Below are 19,638 nucleotides of genomic sequence, written 5' to 3' on the forward strand. Positions count from 1 at the left end.
CAAATGAATTGAAGTATGTTTTGAGATATATCATATCTTCAATATACATGTAAATATCAAAAAATCAAGTATTTAACATTGTTTAACATATGAGTGGTAATAGAGGACACCAAAGTTTTTATAATTCAGATAGATGAAAATTAGGTCGATTATCTCAAGACCATTATAGTAATAATCAACAATATCACCAACGCGAACAGGACAAGTGTTTTTACCACTGTCAATGCGTTTTTGCTTCTCTTTCTCTTGTTTTTTTGGTGCGCCCATACATATACCATTAACAATGCCGTTGCAATCATTGAGTAGAGCAGGATAAGTTTAATGGTCATATTTTAGATTTGGTTAATAGGTTAAAGCCATTTTCTTTTCTTGAAGAACAAAATCATACCCACTGCAATAAAAACAAGAATCAGCCAAAAGATAGGATAGGCATATATGTAATCAAGTTCCGGGAGATATTTGAAGTTGGTACCATATATTCCTGCAAGAAAAGTGAGTGGAATAAAAACTACCGAGAAAACCGTTAAAACCCGGATGATGTCGTTCAATTTATTATTGAGAGCTGAATTGTAGATGTCCAATTGGTCATTGAGCATTTCCTTATATATCTCTATGGCTTCGCTGGCATGAGTAATGTTGTCCTCCAAATCTTTAAGATAGGGTACTGTGTCCCTATCTATAAGTTCAGAATCGGTTCTTTTGAACTTGGAAACCAACTCCCGGACTGGTCGTATGGTCTTCCTTAAAAAATTAATTTCAGTTTTGTAGAAATATATCTTCTCCAAATGCTCTTTTGCAGGATTTTTCAGGAGTCTGTCTTCAAGAACCTCAATCCTTTCCCCAATATTTTCGATAATCACCATATATTGGTCTACAATGGTATCTAACATGGCAAATGCCAAATAGTCACTAGAACGATTTCTTATCTTAGTGGTAGGTCGTAGAAGACGTTCACGGATTGGGTCAAATACATCTTGTGAAACTTCTTGAAAAGAAATTAATAAGTTTTTTCCAATAACAAGGCTTAATTGCTCAGCAGTAATTAGTTCTTCTTTAGAATCAAAATGAAGCATCTTTACCACCAAGAAAAGATGATTGTCGAACTCTTCGAATTTGGGTCTTTGAGCGGTATTAAGTATGTCTTCCTGTAGTAGGGAATGAAGGTCAAACTTGGCACCAACATGGGCAATCACCGTGACATCATGTATACCCACTATATTGAGCCAACTAACCAAACTGTCAGGATTTTTTCGAGAAATGTTTTTGAGTTCAACGCTGGCTTTTTCAAATATTTCTTTTGAATTGTATGATACCATTTCCAGTTGGACAGCGTCTACTTTTTGGGTGCCTACAAAATTTAAAGACCCTGGTGCAGTGCCAAGTTTTTCAATTCTTTTTTTTAGAAATCTAGCCATTTTCAAATAAAATTTAGCATAATAAAACTATGTATTAATTCCTACTAATTGTTAAAATCGTAATTGCCATTTTCTATTGGAAGAAAAGCAAAAACTTAAAAATGAGCCAAACCGCAAGTTAAGTACGGATTTCTTATTTGAGGAATACTTTAAGCAGATGGTCAAAGGTTCGAATCTTTCTGCAATTACTGTCCAAAACCCTCAGAAATACCAAGGCTTTTATTTTTTGATATTGATTCTCAGGTAAGAAATGAAAAAATCATTAAGATTCTGCTATAATCTACTCAATTACAGTTTTCAAAACTGACCATACATTGTCCCGCACTATTTGATGTCCTTCTGGTGTAGGGTGAATGCCATCTTCTAAATTCAATTCTGGAATGCCTGCAACTCCTTCCAACAAAAAGGGAATCAAGGCAATTTGATTTTCTTCCGCTAATTCAGGGAAAATTTTCCGAAACTCAGTAGTATATTCTGGCCCCATATTAGGCGGAATTTGCATACCTGCAAGAATTATTTGAGTATCAGCATTTTTCTCTTTGACCACGTCAATCATAGCTTGTAAATTCTTACGGGTTTCCTTTAAAGGGATACCACGAAGCCCATCGTTCGCGCCCAGTTCGAGTACAAATACATCTACTTTTTGATTCAATACCCAGTTAAGGCGATTCCTCCCTCCAGAAGTGGTCTCTCCACTGAGTCCTGAATTAATGACTGTATATTCCAAGTTTAAAGAGTCTAAACGGTTTTGAATAAGCGCCGGAAAAGCCTCTTCCAGTTCCAAACCGTATCCTGCTGTAAGGCTATCTCCGAAAAAAAGAATCACTTTTTCCGAGATAACATCCTCGACATTGTTTTCTAAACTATTGCTACCGTCCGTAGCATCTAAGCTTTTACTGGGAGTGTCTCGACATGAAATCAAGAAGATAAACACAAAAAAATAACGAAATTTTAAGAGGTAACGCATGAAATAAGGGCCTTAAACTAAAATCATTTACCTATTTTTCTCGTTTGAGAAAAAAAGAAGCAATAGTGCTATGTCAAAGATATTAAACATCGAGCATCTAGGGAAAACCTATACGAGTGGCTCGAAGCAGTTAACGGTGTTGGACGATATTAATTTTAGCATCGAATCAAGGGAGACTTTTGCGATAATAGGGCCTTCAGGTAGTGGAAAAACTACTTTGTTGGGACTTTGTGCCGGATTGGATTATGCAGATGTGGGTCGTGTAGAGTTATGCGGGTCAGATTTGGGAAGCCTTAATGAAGACGAACGTGCCCAACTACGCAATGAAAAAGTGGGTTTTATTTTCCAGAATTTTCAGTTACTACCAACGCTTACAGCTCTTGAAAATGTGATTGTGCCCTTGGAACTTCAAGGGGTAAAAAAACCATCTAAAATTGGTAAAGAACTGTTGGGTAAGGTAGGGTTGCAAGACCGCTTGCATCATTATCCTTCACAACTTTCCGGTGGAGAACAGCAACGTGTGGCATTAGCTCGGGCTTTTTCAAATAAGCCCTCTATTTTATTTGCAGATGAACCTACGGGAAATCTGGATCAGGATACGGGTGACCGGGTAATACAACTATTATTCGAGCTTAATCAAGAGGCGGGCACTACCTTGGTCATTGTCTCTCACGATTTGGAATTGGCTCAAAAATGTAATCGTCTTTTGAGGCTACGCGGAGGGAAAGTAGTGTCGAACGAAGTTTTGATTGAGTCGTGAAAAATTCCCCACAAAAACAAGCTGGAGCCGGGTGGAAATGGCTTCTGAAAATGGCGTGGCGAGATAGCAAAGCCAGCGGAAGTCGTTTACTACTTTTCATGGCTTCCATTATTTTGGGTATTGCTGCTGTTGTATCCATTCAGTCTTTTAGTAAGAACTTAGAAGAGAACATCGCCGTTCAATCGAAGATGCTAATGGGTGCAGATTTCGTTATCGACAGTAACCAACCCCCAAATGAAAAGGTTTTGGCAATCATTGATTCTTTGGGAGGAGCAGATGGGCGTTCCGTAGGATTTCCTTCAATGGCCGTTTTTCCAAAGAGTGGAGATGCCAAATTGGTGGGAGTTCGTGGTATTGAAGGGGATTATCCGTTTTATGGAGAACTGGAAACCAATCCCAAAAATGCAGCTGAAAGCTATAAAAAATTGGGAGGTGCACTTGTAGATGCCACCCTTATGCTGCAATACGGAGTAAAAATAGGGGATTCCATTAAATTGGGAAACTCAGTGTTTCCAATATTAGGTAACTTGATTTCGGCTCCAGGAACTTCAGGAATAGGAGCTTCAGTGGCCCCTCCAGTACTGATTCCCTACAATGCTGTGGAGGAAACAGGGTTGATACAGGTAGGGAGTCGCGTGGGATATGATTTTTATTTTGTTGCCGAACCTGAACAGGATTTGACGGCATTGGATGAAAAAGTTGACCCTCAACTTGATGTTGAAAATGCAGATTTGGATACCCATATCAGTACTGCAGAACGACTAGGTAGAAGCTATGAAAATTTTGGAAAGTTTCTCAACTTGATTGCATTTATCGCACTACTATTAGGTTGTGTAGGTGTCGCCAGCTCGGTACACATCTATATTCAGGAAAAATTACGTTCGGTGGCCGTGTTAAAGTGCATTGGAGCTACTCGAAGACAAACGTTTTTGATATATCTGTTTCAAATTGCAGGTATGGGACTTCTCGGTGGTATACTTGGAGTCTTAGGTGGATTGCTTCTTCAACAATCTTTTCCGCTATTACTAAAAGGCTTTTTACCTTTTGAAGTCCAGGTATCCCTTGTCCCGAACGCTCTTTTTTCTGGGTTGTTATTGGGTGTACTGCTATCTATCTTATTTGCACTAATGCCCTTGTTGAATACCTGGTTTGTTTCGCCTCTTCAGGTGTTGCGAGTTGAGGATAACGGACATCGGAAATCTCGAAAAGCACAACTCTGGGTGGTAATGGGTATTCTAGTATTCATTTTTTCCTTTTCCTTCTGGTTGTTGGGAAGCATGAGGTATGCCCTTTATTTTGTTTTGGGTGTCTTAGTGGTTTTTGCGCTTCTGGGGGGAGTCTCCACACTTTTTATGCGTGGAATTAAAAAATATTTTCCCACTTCCTGGGGATTTACATCAAGGCAGAGTTTGTTGAATCTATATCGTCCCAACAATCAGACCACAGTACTGATTTTGGCGATAGGCGTGGGCACTTTTTTGATAAGCACGCTATATTTTACCAAGGATATTCTTTTGGCTCAGGTTTCTTTGGAAGCCTCTGAGAATACTCCAAACCTTATTTTGATGGACGTGCAAACTGAAGAAAAACTTGCAGCAGCCAATAGTATAGAAGCATCGGGGCTTGAAGTGCTGAATAATATTCCCATCATCACCATGCGAATGCATCAAATCAAAGACCGTGCAGTACGTGAGCTTATTTTAGATTCAACAGCAACACAAAATAGATGGGTGTTGTTCCATGAATTTCGGGTTACTTATCGAGATTCGTTGGTTGCATCAGAACGAACCGTAGATGGTACTTGGCCAATGGAACGAAAGGAAGATGGAATTATACCCATCTCCATATCTGATAATGTTGCTGAAGATGCTCAGGTTAAAGTGGGTGATACCTTGGTCTTCAACGTTCAAGGAGTATTGATGGAAACCCAAGTGGCTCACCTTCGTGAAGTGAATTGGGCTAGAATGCAGATTAATTTTTCCATTGTTTTTCCTTCTGGAGTTCTAGAAGAAGCGCCACAGTTTCATGTTTTGACCACAAAAGCACCGGATGCCAATAAATCGGCTTCATTGCAACGCGAACTTGTACAAAAATTTCCGACGGTTTCCATTATAGATTTAAGACAAATACTAACCGTAATTGAGGATATTTTAAGCAAGATTGCCTGGGTCATCAACTTTATGGCCTTCTTCAGTATTTTGACCGGGATTATTGTCCTTATTGGATCCGTCCGGACTAGCAAATATCAAAGAATAAAGGAAAATGTACTGTTGCGTACTCTTGGGGCCAAAAGCAAACAAATTCTTCGGATTACTGCGCTGGAATATTTCTATTTAGGTCTTTTAGGTGGAGGTATTGGTATTTTTCTGTCTCTATTGGGTAGTCTCTTATTGGCCAAATTTGTTTTTGAAGTCAGTTTTGTACCATCTTTGATTCCTTTTTTGGTGGTTTTACCAGGTATATTGATGCTAGTACTACTTATTGGTATGTTGAACAGCAAAAGCGTACTTCAAAGTCCTCCATTGGAGGTGTTGCGTAAAGAAGCGGGATAATGGTGGAAAGTCACCTAAATCGGCCTAGCAAACAGGTCCTTTAATATTTTAAAACCACGACAATATTGTTGTGGTTTTTAGTTGGAAATGAATTGGATGCTACATTCACCATGCTAAAGCTTTATGGAATATAGGTCTGGCCTTAAATTACTTTTTAAGCCCACCAAGGATAGGTTTTAAAGCTATAAATGCCGGGATTAATGGCTTTATCCTTAGGATTTTTGGTGTTTTATAGACTAGTCTCCTCTTGATTTCAATAGTTTTTTCCGGCGGCGCGCCTATGGGAACACATTATGTTGCGTGCAACTTTATACATACTACTTTCTTACGGATTACAACAGAACACTTTTCTATAGGAATAGCTAAAAGCCTTTTGTATCGGTTCTAACAATTGTTTGCCGGAAGAATATTCTGATAGACATAAAATAAAGAGATATTTTTTGAGGTATTAACAGTTTTTTATCAAAAAAAAAATATATTTACTAAATTAAAATTGGTTAACCAATTTAGTAAACCAATTTAGTAAACCAAATGAAAAGAAACTTTAAAGGGAATTACCATCATGAAAAACAAACTAGTAGTATTCGCACGATTGTCTTTTTGCATTGCTCTATGGGGCTTTGTTTTAGTATCATGCGAAAATGAGGAAGAAGGTCTTAGAGCAGACCAAAATAGGGAAGAACCTGCACCACTTTCGGTGAGTTTTGATACATCTTCTATGTTTTTAGAAGTAAGCACCACAAACACCTCAACCAATGGAAGAACCTATTTTTGGGATTTTGGTGTTGAGGGAACGGATGATGATACCTCAAATGAATTTGCACCAACCTATACTTATGAAGTAGGGGGGACCTATAATATTTCACTAACAGTTACCGGAGACAGTGGCCAGGAAGATACCATAGCACAGGAAATTACAATATCACGAGAAATGATTAATCCCACGGCTGCGTTCACAACCGAAGAAGATTTTCTTGAAGTTGCTTTTACAGACGAATCTACCAACGCAGAGTCTTATTCTTGGGATTTTGGAGATGGTAGTGCTACCGTAACAGATGCCAATCCTGTACATACATATGCAAATGCTGGAACCTATACGGTTTCGTTGACGGTTACCAGTGCTACAGACGATACGGATACAGCCACGTCTGAAATTACAGTAGAAGCTGCACCTGTTGCACCTGTTGCAGATTTTACATTTGCTGCAAATGGCTTAGATGTTGACTTTATGGATGAGTCCTTGGCTAACGATGGAAATATTACTGCCTATTCATGGGATTTTGGCGATGGAAGCGGTACTTCAACTGAAGCAAATCCTACCTATACTTATTCAGCTGATGGTACATATCCGGTTACTTTGACCATAACATTTGATGAAATATCCGGCGAAACCACGTCTATGTCAACTCAAGATGTGACCGTTGAAGCTGGAACTGTTACCGCAACATTTGCCGCGGTTGTACTAAATGGCACTATGGATGAATTTACCAGCAATACTGGTGATAATGCGGATGCATGGGATATGAGCCCCAACAGCACCGTGGTAGACAATACCAACACAGAAGTGCCAAGTCCATATAATTCAATTTGGAATAACTCAGATTTAGATGCATGGCTTGATGTGAACTGTGGAGACAATAGTGAGCAACCCTCATCAACAAGTGATGGTACTTATCAAGGAGGCGTGCTAACAAGAGGGTTAAAATTGAATGAATCCTGTCGTCGATTATATCAATTGGTAACAGTAGAAGTAGGAGTGGAATATACGCTTACTATTGATACAAGGTCTGAGGTAGCGGGTATCAATACAGAGATATACATTTTAAACACTCAAGTTGTTGATGAAACAGATCTTTTAGGAAATTCTGATGCCTCACTTACTATAGGGGACGAAGATTTCAATTCTTCAAAAGGTGATGCCATGACCAATACATTTACAACTTCAACTTTTACCTTTACTCCTACAACTACCGAAGTCGTAATTTATGTGAGGGCGCCCTTGGCTGTAGATAGTAGCAATGAAGTTTTTATAGATAATATTGATATAATAACTCCTGGATTTTAGTCCGTAAGTTAAAACAAGCATTATAACCCGTTGTCCACTGGTCAGCGGGTTTTTTTAGCTTCATCTTGTAGTGATTCCAGTTTTAAAACTGTTATACGAAAAGAAAGTCGGGTAGAGATATTGTGCCTAAGAGCGTTTTTCCTTCCACCGTTCAAATTGTGATTTCATTTTATCATCCGTAAGTGGATAAAGCCCTTTAATGGATTCTCCTTGGTGTACTTTTTCCAAAACAAATTCTTCGTACTTTTCCATGGCTAGACATTCTTTAGCCACTACTTCAATCAAATGGGCTGGAATTACGATTACACCATCTATATCACCGACGATTAAATCACCCGGAAATACAGCTACATCACCACAACCAATGGGGACATTGATATCAATAGCTTGATGCAGCGTTAAATTTGTTGGAGCCGACGCCCTTTGGTGATACGATGGAAAATCCAAAGCTGCAATTGCCTGCGAATCCCTAAACCCACCATCGGTAACAATTCCCGCTGCGCCATTTTTCATAAGACGCGTAATCAATATAGATCCAGCTGATGCCGCACGTGCATCTTTTCTGCTGTCAATAACCAAAACTGCATTTTTAGGGCATTGTTCAATCGCCTTGCGCTGTGGATGATCTGGATTCTTAAAAACCTCAATGGAATTTAAGTCTTCCCTTGCTGGAATGTATCGCAAGGTAAAAGCCTCACCGACCATTTTTTTTGAATTTAATGGGTATACGTTTTGAATGAACTGATTTCTTAAACCTTTTTTAAAAAGAGTAGTTGCGATAGATGCCGTGCTAATATGCCTGTAGTCAGTCAGAAGGGAACTTGAGATAGCCATAATTTTTTGATGCTTTAAATTGGGATATGGAATTTTAATGTTAAAAATTTGTCAAGTATTCAAATATATATATTTTTGGTAAACCAATCTGGTAAACCAATTTTAATACAAACTCTGAATTTGCTTTATGTTTAGCAAAGTCTAAATTGAGGAATATTTTAATTAAGCAGAGTTCATTTACATTTTTACAAAAAGCTAAATGATAAAAAAAAGTTCTTTTCTTATAATCGTACTACTGCTGATATTCCTTTCATGTGCTGAAGATTCTGGTAATGCCTCAATATATGTACAGGATATTTCTGAACTGAATGATGCCATTGAAAAAGCAGCACCTGGAGATGAAATAGTCATGGCCAATGGAGATTGGAACAATGTTGAAATTCGATTTGTAGGTTATGGAAATGAACGGTACCCCATCAGCTTAAAAGCTGAAACGCCTGGTAAAGTGTTTATTAAAGGAAAATCAGATTTAAAACTTGGAGGTGAATATTTAACCGTAAGTGGTCTGTTTTTTACAGAAGGGGCATCTCCTTCAGGAGCAGTTGTAGCGTTTGCAATCAACAAAGACACTGTTGCCAATAATTCCAAGATAACCAACTGTGTGATTCTGGACTACAACAAAGCACAAAGAAACCAATCTGACTTATGGGTTCAATTGAAGGGGCGCTATAACAAAATAGCTCATTGTTACATCGCTGGAAAATCGAATAGAGGCCCTACAATACGTGTTGATTTGGAAGGAAATAAAAGCATAAAAAACTACCATAAAATCACCAATAACTATTTTGGTCCAAGACCTCCAAAAGGCGGGCCTAGTGCTGAGACTATTCAATTGGGGAACAGTTTTACCTCTATGGCACCAAGCTATACTCTTGTTTCAAATAATTTTTTTGATAGATGTAATGGAGAGGTAGAGGTAATTTCGAGCAAATCAAATTTTAATGAGTTCCGAAATAATATCTTCTACAAGAGTGAAGGATCATTGGTCACCAGACATGGCAATTATTGTATTGTGGATGGTAATTATTTCATTGGGGATATCAATTCCGAGCAAATTGGTGGAGTGAGATTGATAGGTACTGGGCACTGGGTTACCAACAATTACTTTTATAATCTGAAAGGGAAGGTTTTTAGAAGCCCCCTTGCTGTGATGAACGGTATTCCAAAATCGCCTCTTAACCGATACATACAGGTTACAGATGTTATAGTGGCTCATAATTCATGGATTAACTGTACTTCACCCTGGCAATTTGGAGTGGGATCTAACGTAAATCAAAAAGACGTTCTTCCAGCTTCCGAAATTCGGTCTGAAAGGCCTATTCGAACTATTGTGGCCAACAATCTCATTTATAACGAGACAGCGGATGAAGCGCCAATTATAGCACATGATACATTGGACGGGATTATCTTCAAAAGTAATTTGATAAACAATCAAAAAAGAGATTTTGAATATAATGAGGTATTCAGGAAAGGAGATTTTGCTTTTACAACTTTGGAAGAAAATATTCTAGTACCAGCAAAAGGGATATCAGATGTTGAAGTATATAACGGATTTGAGTTTGACCAAATTACAGCGGATTTATTTGGTACTCCCCGGAATGAAATCAATAGTGTTGGAGCTATTTCGGCAATGCCCCAGGAAAAACCAAATCTTTCCGACCTTTCTAAATATGGCCCAAATTGGTACCCAGTAAAGTCTGTTGAACAAAGGGAGCCCAAAACACATTCGGTTGCCTCAGTTGCCGAATTGGAAATTGCAATTCATGAAGCAGAAAGTGACGATATCATTATTTTGACCGCCGACCGATATGAATTGAAATCTTCTTTAAAAATCGATAAAAGAATAACGATAAAATCGGCCGATGATACTAAAAAGGCTGTTATTCAATTTAATGGAAGGGCAAAAACTCCTGCGTTTGAAATGAACCCCAAAGGAGAACTTACACTTAACGGTGTTTATTTGAAAGGGTCAAAAAAGGAATATGCTTTTGCAAGTTTGGAAAGCAATATGTCCAGCTTGTATAATTTAACCATAACAGGTTGTGAAATATCAGATTTTGATTATGTGCTGAAAGGATATAAATATTCCTTCTCTGAATACATCAAATTCAAATCCACCTTGATTAAAAATTGTACAAACGGTCTGGAACTATCTGAAGAGATAGAGGATAAAGGCGAATACAATGCGGAGAATCTTTTTGTTGAGAATTGCAGATTTGAAAACATTGATAAAAATGTAATTGATTACTACCGCGGTGGATATGATGAATCGACGGTGGGAGGCAACTTAATGGTGGTGCAGAGTACCTTTACCGGTTGTGGTGTCAAAGAGGAAAACGGAGTTTTACTCAATACTTACGGTATCATCAATGTAAATATTTCCGAAAACACGTTCATTGATAACTCAGTAAAATTGGTTGCACGTTTGTGGGGGGCAAAAAACAATACCCACTCCAATAATGAGATAAAAAACTCTGGAACCTTAACGGTACAGGAAAACCTTCCGCTTAAGTTGCTGTATTAGGATGAATTTAAAATGAAGGTATACTCGGTACTTCTTCCCTTTGTCTTTTCGTGTTGTTCCCTTGCTCAGGGGATACCTTCAGATAGGGTTTTGGGAGTTGAGGATTTGAAGCATTTTCTAAAGGACGATGTTAAAAGTGAGATAGCCAGAGAAGAATCAATAACTGAAGAACAGCTTGCTGATTATTTCAGGAAAATGTTTTCGGAACGTTTCTTTTATGACCATACAACCTTCAATCAACGATTCTCGCAGTACAACAAACTTTATCAGAATACAGAAGTTCATAAAACCGGAGCTTTGGATCATTTGGGCAAATATGCAGATTCTACCCAATGGGTCTTGCCTTTTAATTATCTGAATGGAGAAGAGGTAAATGCTTACGCGTTACGTCATTTGGCAAGACAGCATAAGATGGCGGACATCATCTTCCTGTATTTTAAAGAGGGAAGAAATCCTAAATACATTCGATACTTTGAAAATCAACTTCGCTCACTGAATACCGCCCTGGAATTGGGTAAATATGAAAAAATTGAGGATGGGAATGGCGTATATGAAGTTTTTAGGTCGGGCTACCGGATTCTGAATTGGTTGTGGATTCATAATATGATTCTAAATGAATCTGAATATTCAGACCAAGATCAACTCGTAACAATAGCTACGCTTTTACAACATGGTCAACATCTTTATGAGCGGAATGATGGGTTTAGGTCTGGTAACCATCAGACTCGAGGGATGTCCGCATTGGCAATACTTTCTATTCTTTTGAGTGATTTTGAAGGTACAGACCTATGGTACGATAGAGCCATGCAACGTTTGGGCGAGCACTTGGATAAAGAAATCAACGAAGATGGATTCCAGTTTGAACGTTCCGTTCATTATCACATGAGTGATATCAGCAATTATTTCTATGTATACCAATTGGCCAAAAGAAATCAAATTGAAGTAGGGGAGGAATGGACCGTAAAACTTAGAGGTCTTTTCTCAACCCTTGTTAAGATAGCATATCCCGATAAAAGTGCTCCTGTGCTTCAAGACGATACGGATACTCCTTGGGCTGAGAAAAACAATATCTCCGAAGCAATGACCTTGGGATATTTACTTTTTGAAGACCCGGAATTTGGTTACTTCGCATCCAATAAAGTGGATGCTAGAATGTACTGGTTCTTAAATCAATCCCAAGTAGAGTCACTCCACACAATTAAAAGAGAGAAACCCATCTATGGCTCTTTGGCTTTTGCCGATACGCATTACTACATCATGCGTGAAGGATGGAACCCCAATGATAAAATGTTGATTGTGAGTGCAGGTCTGGATGATGAGAAACCGGACCATCAGCATGGTGATATGCTGGGTATCCAGGCTATGGCTAACGGGCGCGCCATTTTACCCAACTATCAAGTGCGTTATTCCTTGTCGGATTTTCAACTCTTTAAAAACTCCATGGTAAAAAATGTTGCTTTGGTGGACAATGAACTTCAGGGGAAGCAATGGACATCCAACAAGGGTGGAAGTGGGTTTGGTAAGTTTAAATCATTACCAAAACCGGAAGTCATTACATGGTCAACCAATAATGAATTTGATGTATTTGTGGGTAGTCATGATGGTTTTGAGAATTTAGGTGTGGAATATACAAGACAAGTCGTATTTATAAAAGACGATTTTTGGATTGTTAAAGACAACTTCTCAGCTGATGCACCTCATGAGTATAAACAAGTTTGGCAAGGGCATTATACTCTAGAGAAAGGACCTGACCTTATTCGAGCTACGGAGGCGGATGCCAGTGGTCATGATATTCTCCAGCTCGTTCCGGTGGACACCGTTGTCAATTCTGGAGCAAGAGGAAAACATTGGAGTGTGGTATCAAAAAAGAACCAAAGGAATTTTAGTTTCCTAACCGTGATTTATCCATATCGTGGATATAACAACAGAATAGACGAAACAAAAGATGAGGTTGTGTGCCGTGGGTGGAATGTGAATGATACCACTTGGGAAATGAAAGGAAACAAACCAACTAGTCTCAGTAAGAAGAACAGCTTTTACTTTTTTGGTGTTCGCGGGTTAATACAAAAGGATGTAAGGATTCGATTTTCTTCTGAAACAGACGTTTTTATGCTGGATAATGAAAAAGAACTACAAATTCACGCGCTTGGAGTGGAGCCAACTGTTTTAACCATAACCTATCCAACAGGAAAAAAAGTAAAAAAGAAGCTGATGCCAGGAGAGGCTTGGAACTTGCTTTTTGAGGAATAGAAGTTGAACATGTTAATCAAGCATGAGTCTGATAGCTTATTTTAGATACATTATGTTAAATGTTTGGTAATCTTATAAATATAATTATTTTTGGTAAACCAATCTGGTAAACCAATTTTATATATGAACTATGTTTTGGATAAAATAGCAACACGTGTTTATGTGCTTTTATTCCTATTGGTTGGACTGGTTGGTAACTCACAATCACATCCAAAACTTATTCTCACAAAAACAGGTGTCCAAAAGATACGGGAAAATTTGGGCAAAGTCCCTTTGTTTGATGCCTCCCTTCAAAAGGTAAAGGAGGAAGTGGATGCCAAAATTATTCTTGGCATAGATGTTCCAATACCAAAGGATTATTCCGGAGGGTATACCCACGAGCAGCATAAACGAAACTTTTTAATGCTTCAAAAAGCAGGTGTGCTTTTCCAAATTCTTCAAGATGAAAAATATGCTGTCTATGTTCGCGATATGTTTCTGCAATATGAGGCCATGTATAAGAACCTTTCAATCCATCCAAAAGAGAGGTCGTACGCTCGTGGCAAATTGTTTTGGCAATGTTTAAATGATTCCAATTGGTTGGTGTACGCAAGTCAAGCGTATGATTGTATTTATGATTGGCTTTCAAAAAAGGAACGGGATATCCTAGAGAAAAACCTTTTTAGGCCTTTCGCTGATTTTATTTCTGTGAAAAACCCACAATTCTTCAATAGGGTTCACAACCATAGCACCTGGGGTAATGCAGCCGTAGGCATGATAGGTTTGGTAATGGGAGATGACGATTTGGTTAATAGGGCATTATATGGAATTAAGAATGATGGTTTAAACACAACAGCCAAGGACAATGATGGTGGATTCATAAAAACCGATGGAAAGGCAGGTTTTTTAGCCAATTTGGATGAACCTTTTTCTCCGGATGGATATTACACGGAAGGGCCCTATTATCAGCGCTATGCTATGTATCCTTTTTTGATTTTTGCCGTTGCTTTAAACAATGTAGAGCCGGAACTAAAGATATTTGAATATAGGGATAGTGTATTGTTGAAATCTGTAAAGACTTTAGTGAATCTTACGGATAAGGACGGAGAATTTTTCCCAATCAATGATGCTCAAAAAGGCATGTCCTATTTTTCCAGAGAACTTACAACGGCGGCCAACATAGCCTATCATTATGGTATTCAGGATGCGGAACTGTTGGGTGTGGCACGAAAACAGAATCGGGTGGTTTTGGACGATTCAGGCATGGCAGTAGCTAAAGCTATTGCACAAGATAAGACAACACCTTTTATAAAAAACTCGGTTAGGTATACGGATGGTCCAAAAGGAAAACAAGGAGGTATTGCGGTTCTAAGGAAGCAGGATCTTGAACTGGTTTTTAAATACACTGCACAGGGATTGAGCCATGGACATTATGATAAACTGTCGTTCATGTTGTACCAAGATGGTGAAGATGTAGTTCAAGACTATGGTATGGCCCGATTCGTCAATATCGAACAAAAAGGGGGTGGAAATTATTTAAAGGAGAATAAGACCTGGGCCAAGCAAACCATTGCCCATAATACTTTGGTGGTAGATGAAACCTCTCATTTCAATGGAAAATATGAGATTGGGAGCAAACATCATTCAAAGGAATATTTTTTTGATATATCGGATAGCAAAGTACATGTGGTTAGTGCTAAGGAGGAGAATGCTTATCCCGGCATTGCAATGCTTCGCACTATGGCAATGATAGAATCCGAAGAATTAGATAGCCCCTTTGTTCTTGATATCCTCAAAGTTGCCTCAGATAAAAAGCACAATTACGATTTGCCAATTCATTACATGGGTCAGGTGATTCATACCAATATCCCATATGATGTTCCAGAACAGATAGAGCCTCTAGGGAATAAAAATGGATATCAACATCTTTATTTGGAGGTAAAAGGAAATTCAAACTTTCAAGACGGTAAATTAACATGGATGCGCAACAACAAGTTTTACACATGGACTTCAAATGCCAAAAAAGAAGATGAGTTTTTGTTCACAAGATTGGGAGCCAATGATCCCGAGTTTAACTTAAGAAGAGATGCCAGTACAATTCTTCGAAGAAAAGAAAGCCAGAACACCACCTTTGTTTCTACAATAGAATCCCATGGAAGTTATAGTCCGGTTACTGAGTTATCCACAAACTCGAAGAGTAAGATCAAAGAATTGAAGATTGCATTGGATACTGATTTATATACTGCTGTAACTCTAGAACATACAAATGGGAAACTGGGGCTTTTTGTTGTTTCTAACCAAGACTCCTCTGTAGAAAAAATACATAAACTGAACATTAATGAAACAGAGTATCAATGGAAAGGTCCGTACCATTTTGTTGATTTTAAACCATAAAACAATATGAAAACATTTGGAGCGAGTAAAGAGTTTATTAAAGGAGAAGAATTGGACTGGGAAGAAGTAGGACCGGGCTTGAAACGAAAAATTATGGGATATGATGATAAAATCATGTTGGTAAAAGTACATTTTGAGGTTGGTGCCATTGGGCAAATGCACGAACACTATCATTCGCAGGTAACCTATGTAGAAAGTGGGAGCTTTGATGTAACCATTGATGGAAGGACACAAACCTTAAAAGGAGGTGATTGTTTTTATATACCTCCACATAATATGCATGGAGCCGTTTGCACTGAGGCTGGTGTATTAATAGATGTTTTCAGTCCAATACGGGAGGATTTCATGCAGTAGAACCTATTGTAGTTAATTTTGTTTAGAGTATCTAATTTTTATCTCAACAAATCCATAAAATCTTTAAAATTTTAACATTTAAATGACAAATTCATTTTTTTTTAGCTTTTAGATAACATATATTTGGTAAACCAAATTGGTTAACCAGTTTGGTTTGTAGATACAAAATCTTAAAAACAACTGAATTAATTATAAGAAACAAAAAAAGGACAGGTGCACGCCTATCCTTTTATAAATTACTTCTTTCGGAGGGAAGTAAAATTCAACAAATACATATCGAAATATAATTTGAAGAATTCAAAAATAATCAAATTCTTCCAATTTTCATATTAGCTATTTGTTGCAACCAAAATGAATTTGATGTGGAACACCGTCAAATTTCATTCAAACTGTAATTAACTATTTAACAAATGAGCTTAAGAACTAAACTTTTATTGGTTGGATTACTGCTAGTCAATATCCAGCTTTTTGCACAGCAGACCTCTCCCATTACTGGGACAGTTACAGATGCAAACAATGTTCCCATACCAGGGGCTAATGTTATCGTCTTGAACACTGATAGGGGGGTCCAAACTGATTTCGATGGTAATTATTCCATCGATGTGTCTTCGGGCGAAGTATTACGTTTTTCCTACATAGGTTATGCGGCACAGACAGTGATAGTCGATAATCAACAGACCATTGACATTGTGCTTCAAGAGGACACTGAACAATTGGATGAGGTAGTGGTAATTGGTTATGGGACACAGAAAAAATCATTACTTACCGGTGCTATTTCTAAGGTGGTAAATGATGATTTGGAGCAAATTTCAGTATCTCGGGTTGATGAGGCCTTGATTGGTCAGGCCGCTGGAGTAAATATCCAGAATACTGAGGGAGAAGCAGGCGGAGCACCCACTATTCGTATTCGTGGTGTGGGTTCCATTACATCCAATAGCGGTCCATTGGTGGTTTTGGATGGAGCTGTGGTAGATTCTGATTTCCTGACCAACTTGGATATGAACAATGTTGAGTCTTTTGAGGTACTCAAAGATGCTGCCTCCGCAGCAATTTTTGGTTCTAGGGGAGCAAATGGGGTAATTCAAATTACCACAAAACAAGGTAAAGAAGGTAAACCTCGGTTTACCTACAATACGTTCACCGGGTTTAAAGAAGGAAGAAGAAGTGATGCTTATGATATTGATTTTGAAGGTGAGCTACAAAGAGAAATTGCAATAACAGGAGGACTTTCTTTGGGAAGCCAGATGAGACAACTGATTAATGCAGAAAACGATTGGCAAGACGTAATTCTAAATGGGGGTACTATTCAAAGTCATAGTTTAAGTGCCAGAGGTGGTACAAAAAAGACGAAATACAATTTCAACTTAAGCTATGTATCTGATGACGGTGTGCTTTTGACAGATAGTTTTGAAAGGTATCAGGCGCAATTAAAAATTGATACGGAACTTTCTGATAAATGGAAGATTGGAGCTAGCTTTTCTCCTTCTTTCTCAAATAGAAGACGATTCAGTGCTACCGGTCTGTATGATGTAATTAGGCAACCATCATGGGTACCTGCTCGTCTGGATGAAACCAATATTAATTTTGTCAATCGCGTTCGCGATGGAGGAAGATATGCGGATGCACAAGTTGGCGACTACGTATTGCAAAGAATGTTTGATGACTTCGCCTTCCCTGAAGGAGCTACAAGTATTTTTGATGCCAATGGTAATTTTCAGGGTATTCCTGTCGGAAATGGAACAGATGTTAGTAATACCAGTAATATTAACCCCTTGGCCAAATTACTAGAGCGAGAAAGGCTTGAAGACAGATACAACTTCTTTGGGAGAATGTATGTAGACTATAAAATCACTAAGGATTTGAGTTTTAGGTCTTCTTTTACCGCTACCTACGAAAACAGGATACGTACGAATTATGAGGGAATCAATGAATCAAGAAATGGTGCTGCAGGCGCTAACGCCAGAAATGATACTCGAAGCAGATATGGTTTAATTTCTGATAATATTCTTAGCTTCAATAAAACAGTTGGAAAACATGAAATTAGTGCTATTGCAGGTGCCTCTTTTGAACGTCGATTTTTTGAGGAATCCATAATCGAGACTAGTGGATTTACCTCAGATCTTATACCTAATGTTGGTGGAGGATCCATTATTAATCAAGCTACAGCCTTTGAGTACGAAAATTTCTTGAATTCCTTTTTTGGTAGGGCCATTTATTCCTACGATGGAAAATATCTTTTCAACGCAAGTTATAGAACGGATGGAAGTTCAGTATTTGGTAGAGATGTTAAGTACGGTGGCTTCCCTGCAGCTTCATTTGGTTGGGTGGTTTCTAACGAAGACTTTTTAAAGAATAGTAGTGTTGTAAACCAGTTAAAGTTTAGAGTGAGTTACGGGGTAACCGGAACAAACGACCTTGCCTCTGGTTCCTTTCTCACTGACAACTATCCTTCATTGGCCCTTCTGCAACCTTCAAGTGCTGTTGTAGATGGAACCATTGTAAACGGTTTTGATCCAGCGAATATTCCAAATCCAAATTTACAATGGGAACGTTCCATTGAGATAAATCCAGGAGTTGATTTTGGGTTGTTCAATAATGTACTTTCCGGATCTATAGATTACTATAAGAGAACTAGTGATAATCTTCTGTTGAATAACCCAGTTGCTGGAACTACAGGTTTTACCAATGCCTTGGTAAATCTGGGCGAAGTTGAAAACGAAGGAGTTGAACTTGAGTTCAGAACACGAATCATTAGCACTGAAAAAGTGAGATGGGGAGCCACGTTGATAGGCTCTTTTAATGAAAACACACTAGTGGAGTTTGCTGATTCTAATGGTCAAGTTGTAAATACAGGTGATGGCAGTAGATTGGTAGAATGGATCAATCAAGAAGGACAACCAATTTCTTCTTTCTATGGTTATGTTTTCGATAGGGACATTCCCTTTGAGTTTTTAAGTGACCCCTTCAGACAAGTAGGCAACAGAACCCAATTCGCATATGCCAAAGATTTGAACGGAGATGGTCTCATTGATGAAGATGATAAAACGGTTTTAGGTGACCCCTATCCAGACTTGATTTGGAGTTTTGCAAATGATTTCAGATTTGGAAATATGGACTTTAGCTTTTTGTTTCAAGGAAGTCATGGAGCCAAGACCTATAATTTGGGAGATCAGTACGTTTTTGATTTCTTTAATAGTAATACGGTAGACTTTGATCGTTCCATTACTCCAGATCAACAATTTTTGGTACAGCGAATATTTACCAGTCAGCTGGTACAGAATGCTGGATATTTAGCTCTTCGAACTGTGAGCTTGGGTTATAATTTCCCTAGAAAGTTCACTTCCGACTTAAAATTGACGAACCTAAGATTGTATGCAACCGGACAGAATTTGCTTTTCATTACTGCTTCCGATTATACTGGTTGGAACCCAGAACATGTTCGCTCTCTTCCAAACGGCCCATTGACCTTTGGTTATCAAAGAGGTGGAACAGCAATCAATAGAACTATTACGTTAGGACTAAATGTTGAATTTTAATAGACAAA

General features: G+C 38.3%; 11 protein-coding genes. 8 read left to right on the top strand and 3 right to left on the bottom strand.

Annotation, left to right across the window (positions count from 1 at the left end):
- Nucleotides 1–350: 350 nt before the first annotated feature.
- Both corA and ACOKFD_RS01125 read right to left on the bottom strand, forming a co-directional pair.
- Nucleotides 351–1,415 carry a magnesium/cobalt transporter CorA gene (gene corA, locus ACOKFD_RS01120; RefSeq protein WP_422859568.1) on the bottom strand — a complete coding sequence of 355 codons (1,065 nt, stop codon included), beginning with the start codon at nucleotides 1,413–1,415 and terminating at the stop codon, nucleotides 351–353.
- 280 nt (nucleotides 1,416–1,695) lie between these two features.
- Complete coding sequence (locus ACOKFD_RS01125; RefSeq protein WP_422859569.1) at nucleotides 1,696–2,382, bottom strand: arylesterase; 687 nt, start codon at nucleotides 2,380–2,382, stop codon at nucleotides 1,696–1,698.
- A gap of 70 nt (nucleotides 2,383–2,452) precedes the next feature.
- Between ACOKFD_RS01125 and ACOKFD_RS01130 the strand changes: the two genes are divergently transcribed.
- The 3 genes from ACOKFD_RS01130 (at nucleotide 2,453) to ACOKFD_RS01140 (ending at nucleotide 7,759) form a co-directional block, all read left to right on the top strand.
- Nucleotides 2,453–3,142: an ABC transporter ATP-binding protein gene (locus tag ACOKFD_RS01130; protein ID WP_422859570.1), complete on the top strand. Its 690-nt coding sequence runs from the start codon at nucleotides 2,453–2,455 to the stop codon at nucleotides 3,140–3,142.
- Between the two features lie 50 nt (nucleotides 3,143–3,192).
- Nucleotides 3,193–5,694, top strand: a complete 2,502-nt coding sequence (locus ACOKFD_RS01135; protein ID WP_422859571.1) for an ABC transporter permease — start codon at nucleotides 3,193–3,195, stop codon at nucleotides 5,692–5,694.
- A 562-nt stretch (nucleotides 5,695–6,256) separates the two neighbouring features.
- Entirely contained in the window at nucleotides 6,257–7,759 is a 1,503-nt protein-coding gene (locus ACOKFD_RS01140) for a PKD domain-containing protein (RefSeq protein ID WP_422859572.1), read from the top strand.
- 126 nt (nucleotides 7,760–7,885) lie between these two features.
- On the opposite strand, the gene ACOKFD_RS01145 is transcribed toward ACOKFD_RS01140, so the two are convergent.
- Complete coding sequence (locus tag ACOKFD_RS01145) at nucleotides 7,886–8,593, bottom strand: ribonuclease activity regulator RraA (RefSeq protein ID WP_422859573.1); 708 nt, start codon at nucleotides 8,591–8,593, stop codon at nucleotides 7,886–7,888.
- A 199-nt stretch (nucleotides 8,594–8,792) separates the two neighbouring features.
- On the opposite strand from ACOKFD_RS01145, the gene ACOKFD_RS01150 reads away from it, so the two are divergent.
- The 5 genes from ACOKFD_RS01150 to ACOKFD_RS01170 all read left to right on the top strand — a co-directional run bounded on the left by ACOKFD_RS01150 (nucleotide 8,793) and on the right by ACOKFD_RS01170 (nucleotide 19,630).
- Nucleotides 8,793–11,117, top strand: a complete 2,325-nt coding sequence (locus ACOKFD_RS01150) for a chondroitinase-B domain-containing protein (RefSeq protein WP_422859574.1) — start codon at nucleotides 8,793–8,795, stop codon at nucleotides 11,115–11,117.
- 12 nt (nucleotides 11,118–11,129) lie between these two features.
- Nucleotides 11,130–13,367: a heparinase II/III family protein gene (locus ACOKFD_RS01155; RefSeq protein ID WP_422859575.1), complete on the top strand. Its 2,238-nt coding sequence runs from the start codon at nucleotides 11,130–11,132 to the stop codon at nucleotides 13,365–13,367.
- A 123-nt stretch (nucleotides 13,368–13,490) separates the two neighbouring features.
- Nucleotides 13,491–15,740: an alginate lyase family protein gene (locus ACOKFD_RS01160; protein WP_422859576.1), complete on the top strand. Its 2,250-nt coding sequence runs from the start codon at nucleotides 13,491–13,493 to the stop codon at nucleotides 15,738–15,740.
- 6 nt (nucleotides 15,741–15,746) lie between these two features.
- The gene (locus tag ACOKFD_RS01165) at nucleotides 15,747–16,094 is read left to right on the top strand and encodes a cupin domain-containing protein (RefSeq protein ID WP_422859577.1); all 348 of its coding nucleotides are present in this window, start codon (nucleotides 15,747–15,749) and stop codon (nucleotides 16,092–16,094) included.
- A 410-nt stretch (nucleotides 16,095–16,504) separates the two neighbouring features.
- Nucleotides 16,505–19,630, top strand: coding sequence for a SusC/RagA family TonB-linked outer membrane protein (locus ACOKFD_RS01170; RefSeq protein WP_422859578.1), 3,126 nt, complete (start codon nucleotides 16,505–16,507; stop codon nucleotides 19,628–19,630).
- Nucleotides 19,631–19,638 lie beyond the last annotated feature (8 nt).

The sequence above is a fragment of the Flagellimonas ulvae genome (assembly GCF_049333175.1).
Taxonomy (GTDB): domain Bacteria; phylum Bacteroidota; class Bacteroidia; order Flavobacteriales; family Flavobacteriaceae; genus Flagellimonas.

What these genes read in the sequence shown, in the direction of transcription:
- ACOKFD_RS01150 (WP_422859574.1), top strand. Translation starts at nt 8,793, where the DNA reads ATGATAAAAAAAAGTTCTTTTCTTATAATCGTACTACTGCTGATATTC.
- ACOKFD_RS01135 (WP_422859571.1), top strand. Translation starts at nt 3,193, where the DNA reads ATGGCGTGGCGAGATAGCAAAGCCAGCGGAAGTCGTTTACTACTTTTC.
- ACOKFD_RS01155 (WP_422859575.1), top strand. Translation starts at nt 11,130, where the DNA reads ATGAAGGTATACTCGGTACTTCTTCCCTTTGTCTTTTCGTGTTGTTCC.
- ACOKFD_RS01145 (WP_422859573.1), bottom strand. Translation starts at nt 8,593, where the DNA reads ATGGCTATCTCAAGTTCCCTTCTGACTGACTACAGGCATATTAGCACG.
- ACOKFD_RS01170 (WP_422859578.1), top strand. Translation starts at nt 16,505, where the DNA reads ATGAGCTTAAGAACTAAACTTTTATTGGTTGGATTACTGCTAGTCAAT.
- ACOKFD_RS01140 (WP_422859572.1), top strand. Translation starts at nt 6,257, where the DNA reads ATGAAAAACAAACTAGTAGTATTCGCACGATTGTCTTTTTGCATTGCT.
- ACOKFD_RS01165 (WP_422859577.1), top strand. Translation starts at nt 15,747, where the DNA reads ATGAAAACATTTGGAGCGAGTAAAGAGTTTATTAAAGGAGAAGAATTG.
- ACOKFD_RS01160 (WP_422859576.1), top strand. Translation starts at nt 13,491, where the DNA reads ATGAACTATGTTTTGGATAAAATAGCAACACGTGTTTATGTGCTTTTA.
- corA (WP_422859568.1), bottom strand. Translation starts at nt 1,415, where the DNA reads ATGGCTAGATTTCTAAAAAAAAGAATTGAAAAACTTGGCACTGCACCA.
- ACOKFD_RS01125 (WP_422859569.1), bottom strand. Translation starts at nt 2,382, where the DNA reads ATGCGTTACCTCTTAAAATTTCGTTATTTTTTTGTGTTTATCTTCTTG.
- ACOKFD_RS01130 (WP_422859570.1), top strand. Translation starts at nt 2,453, where the DNA reads ATGTCAAAGATATTAAACATCGAGCATCTAGGGAAAACCTATACGAGT.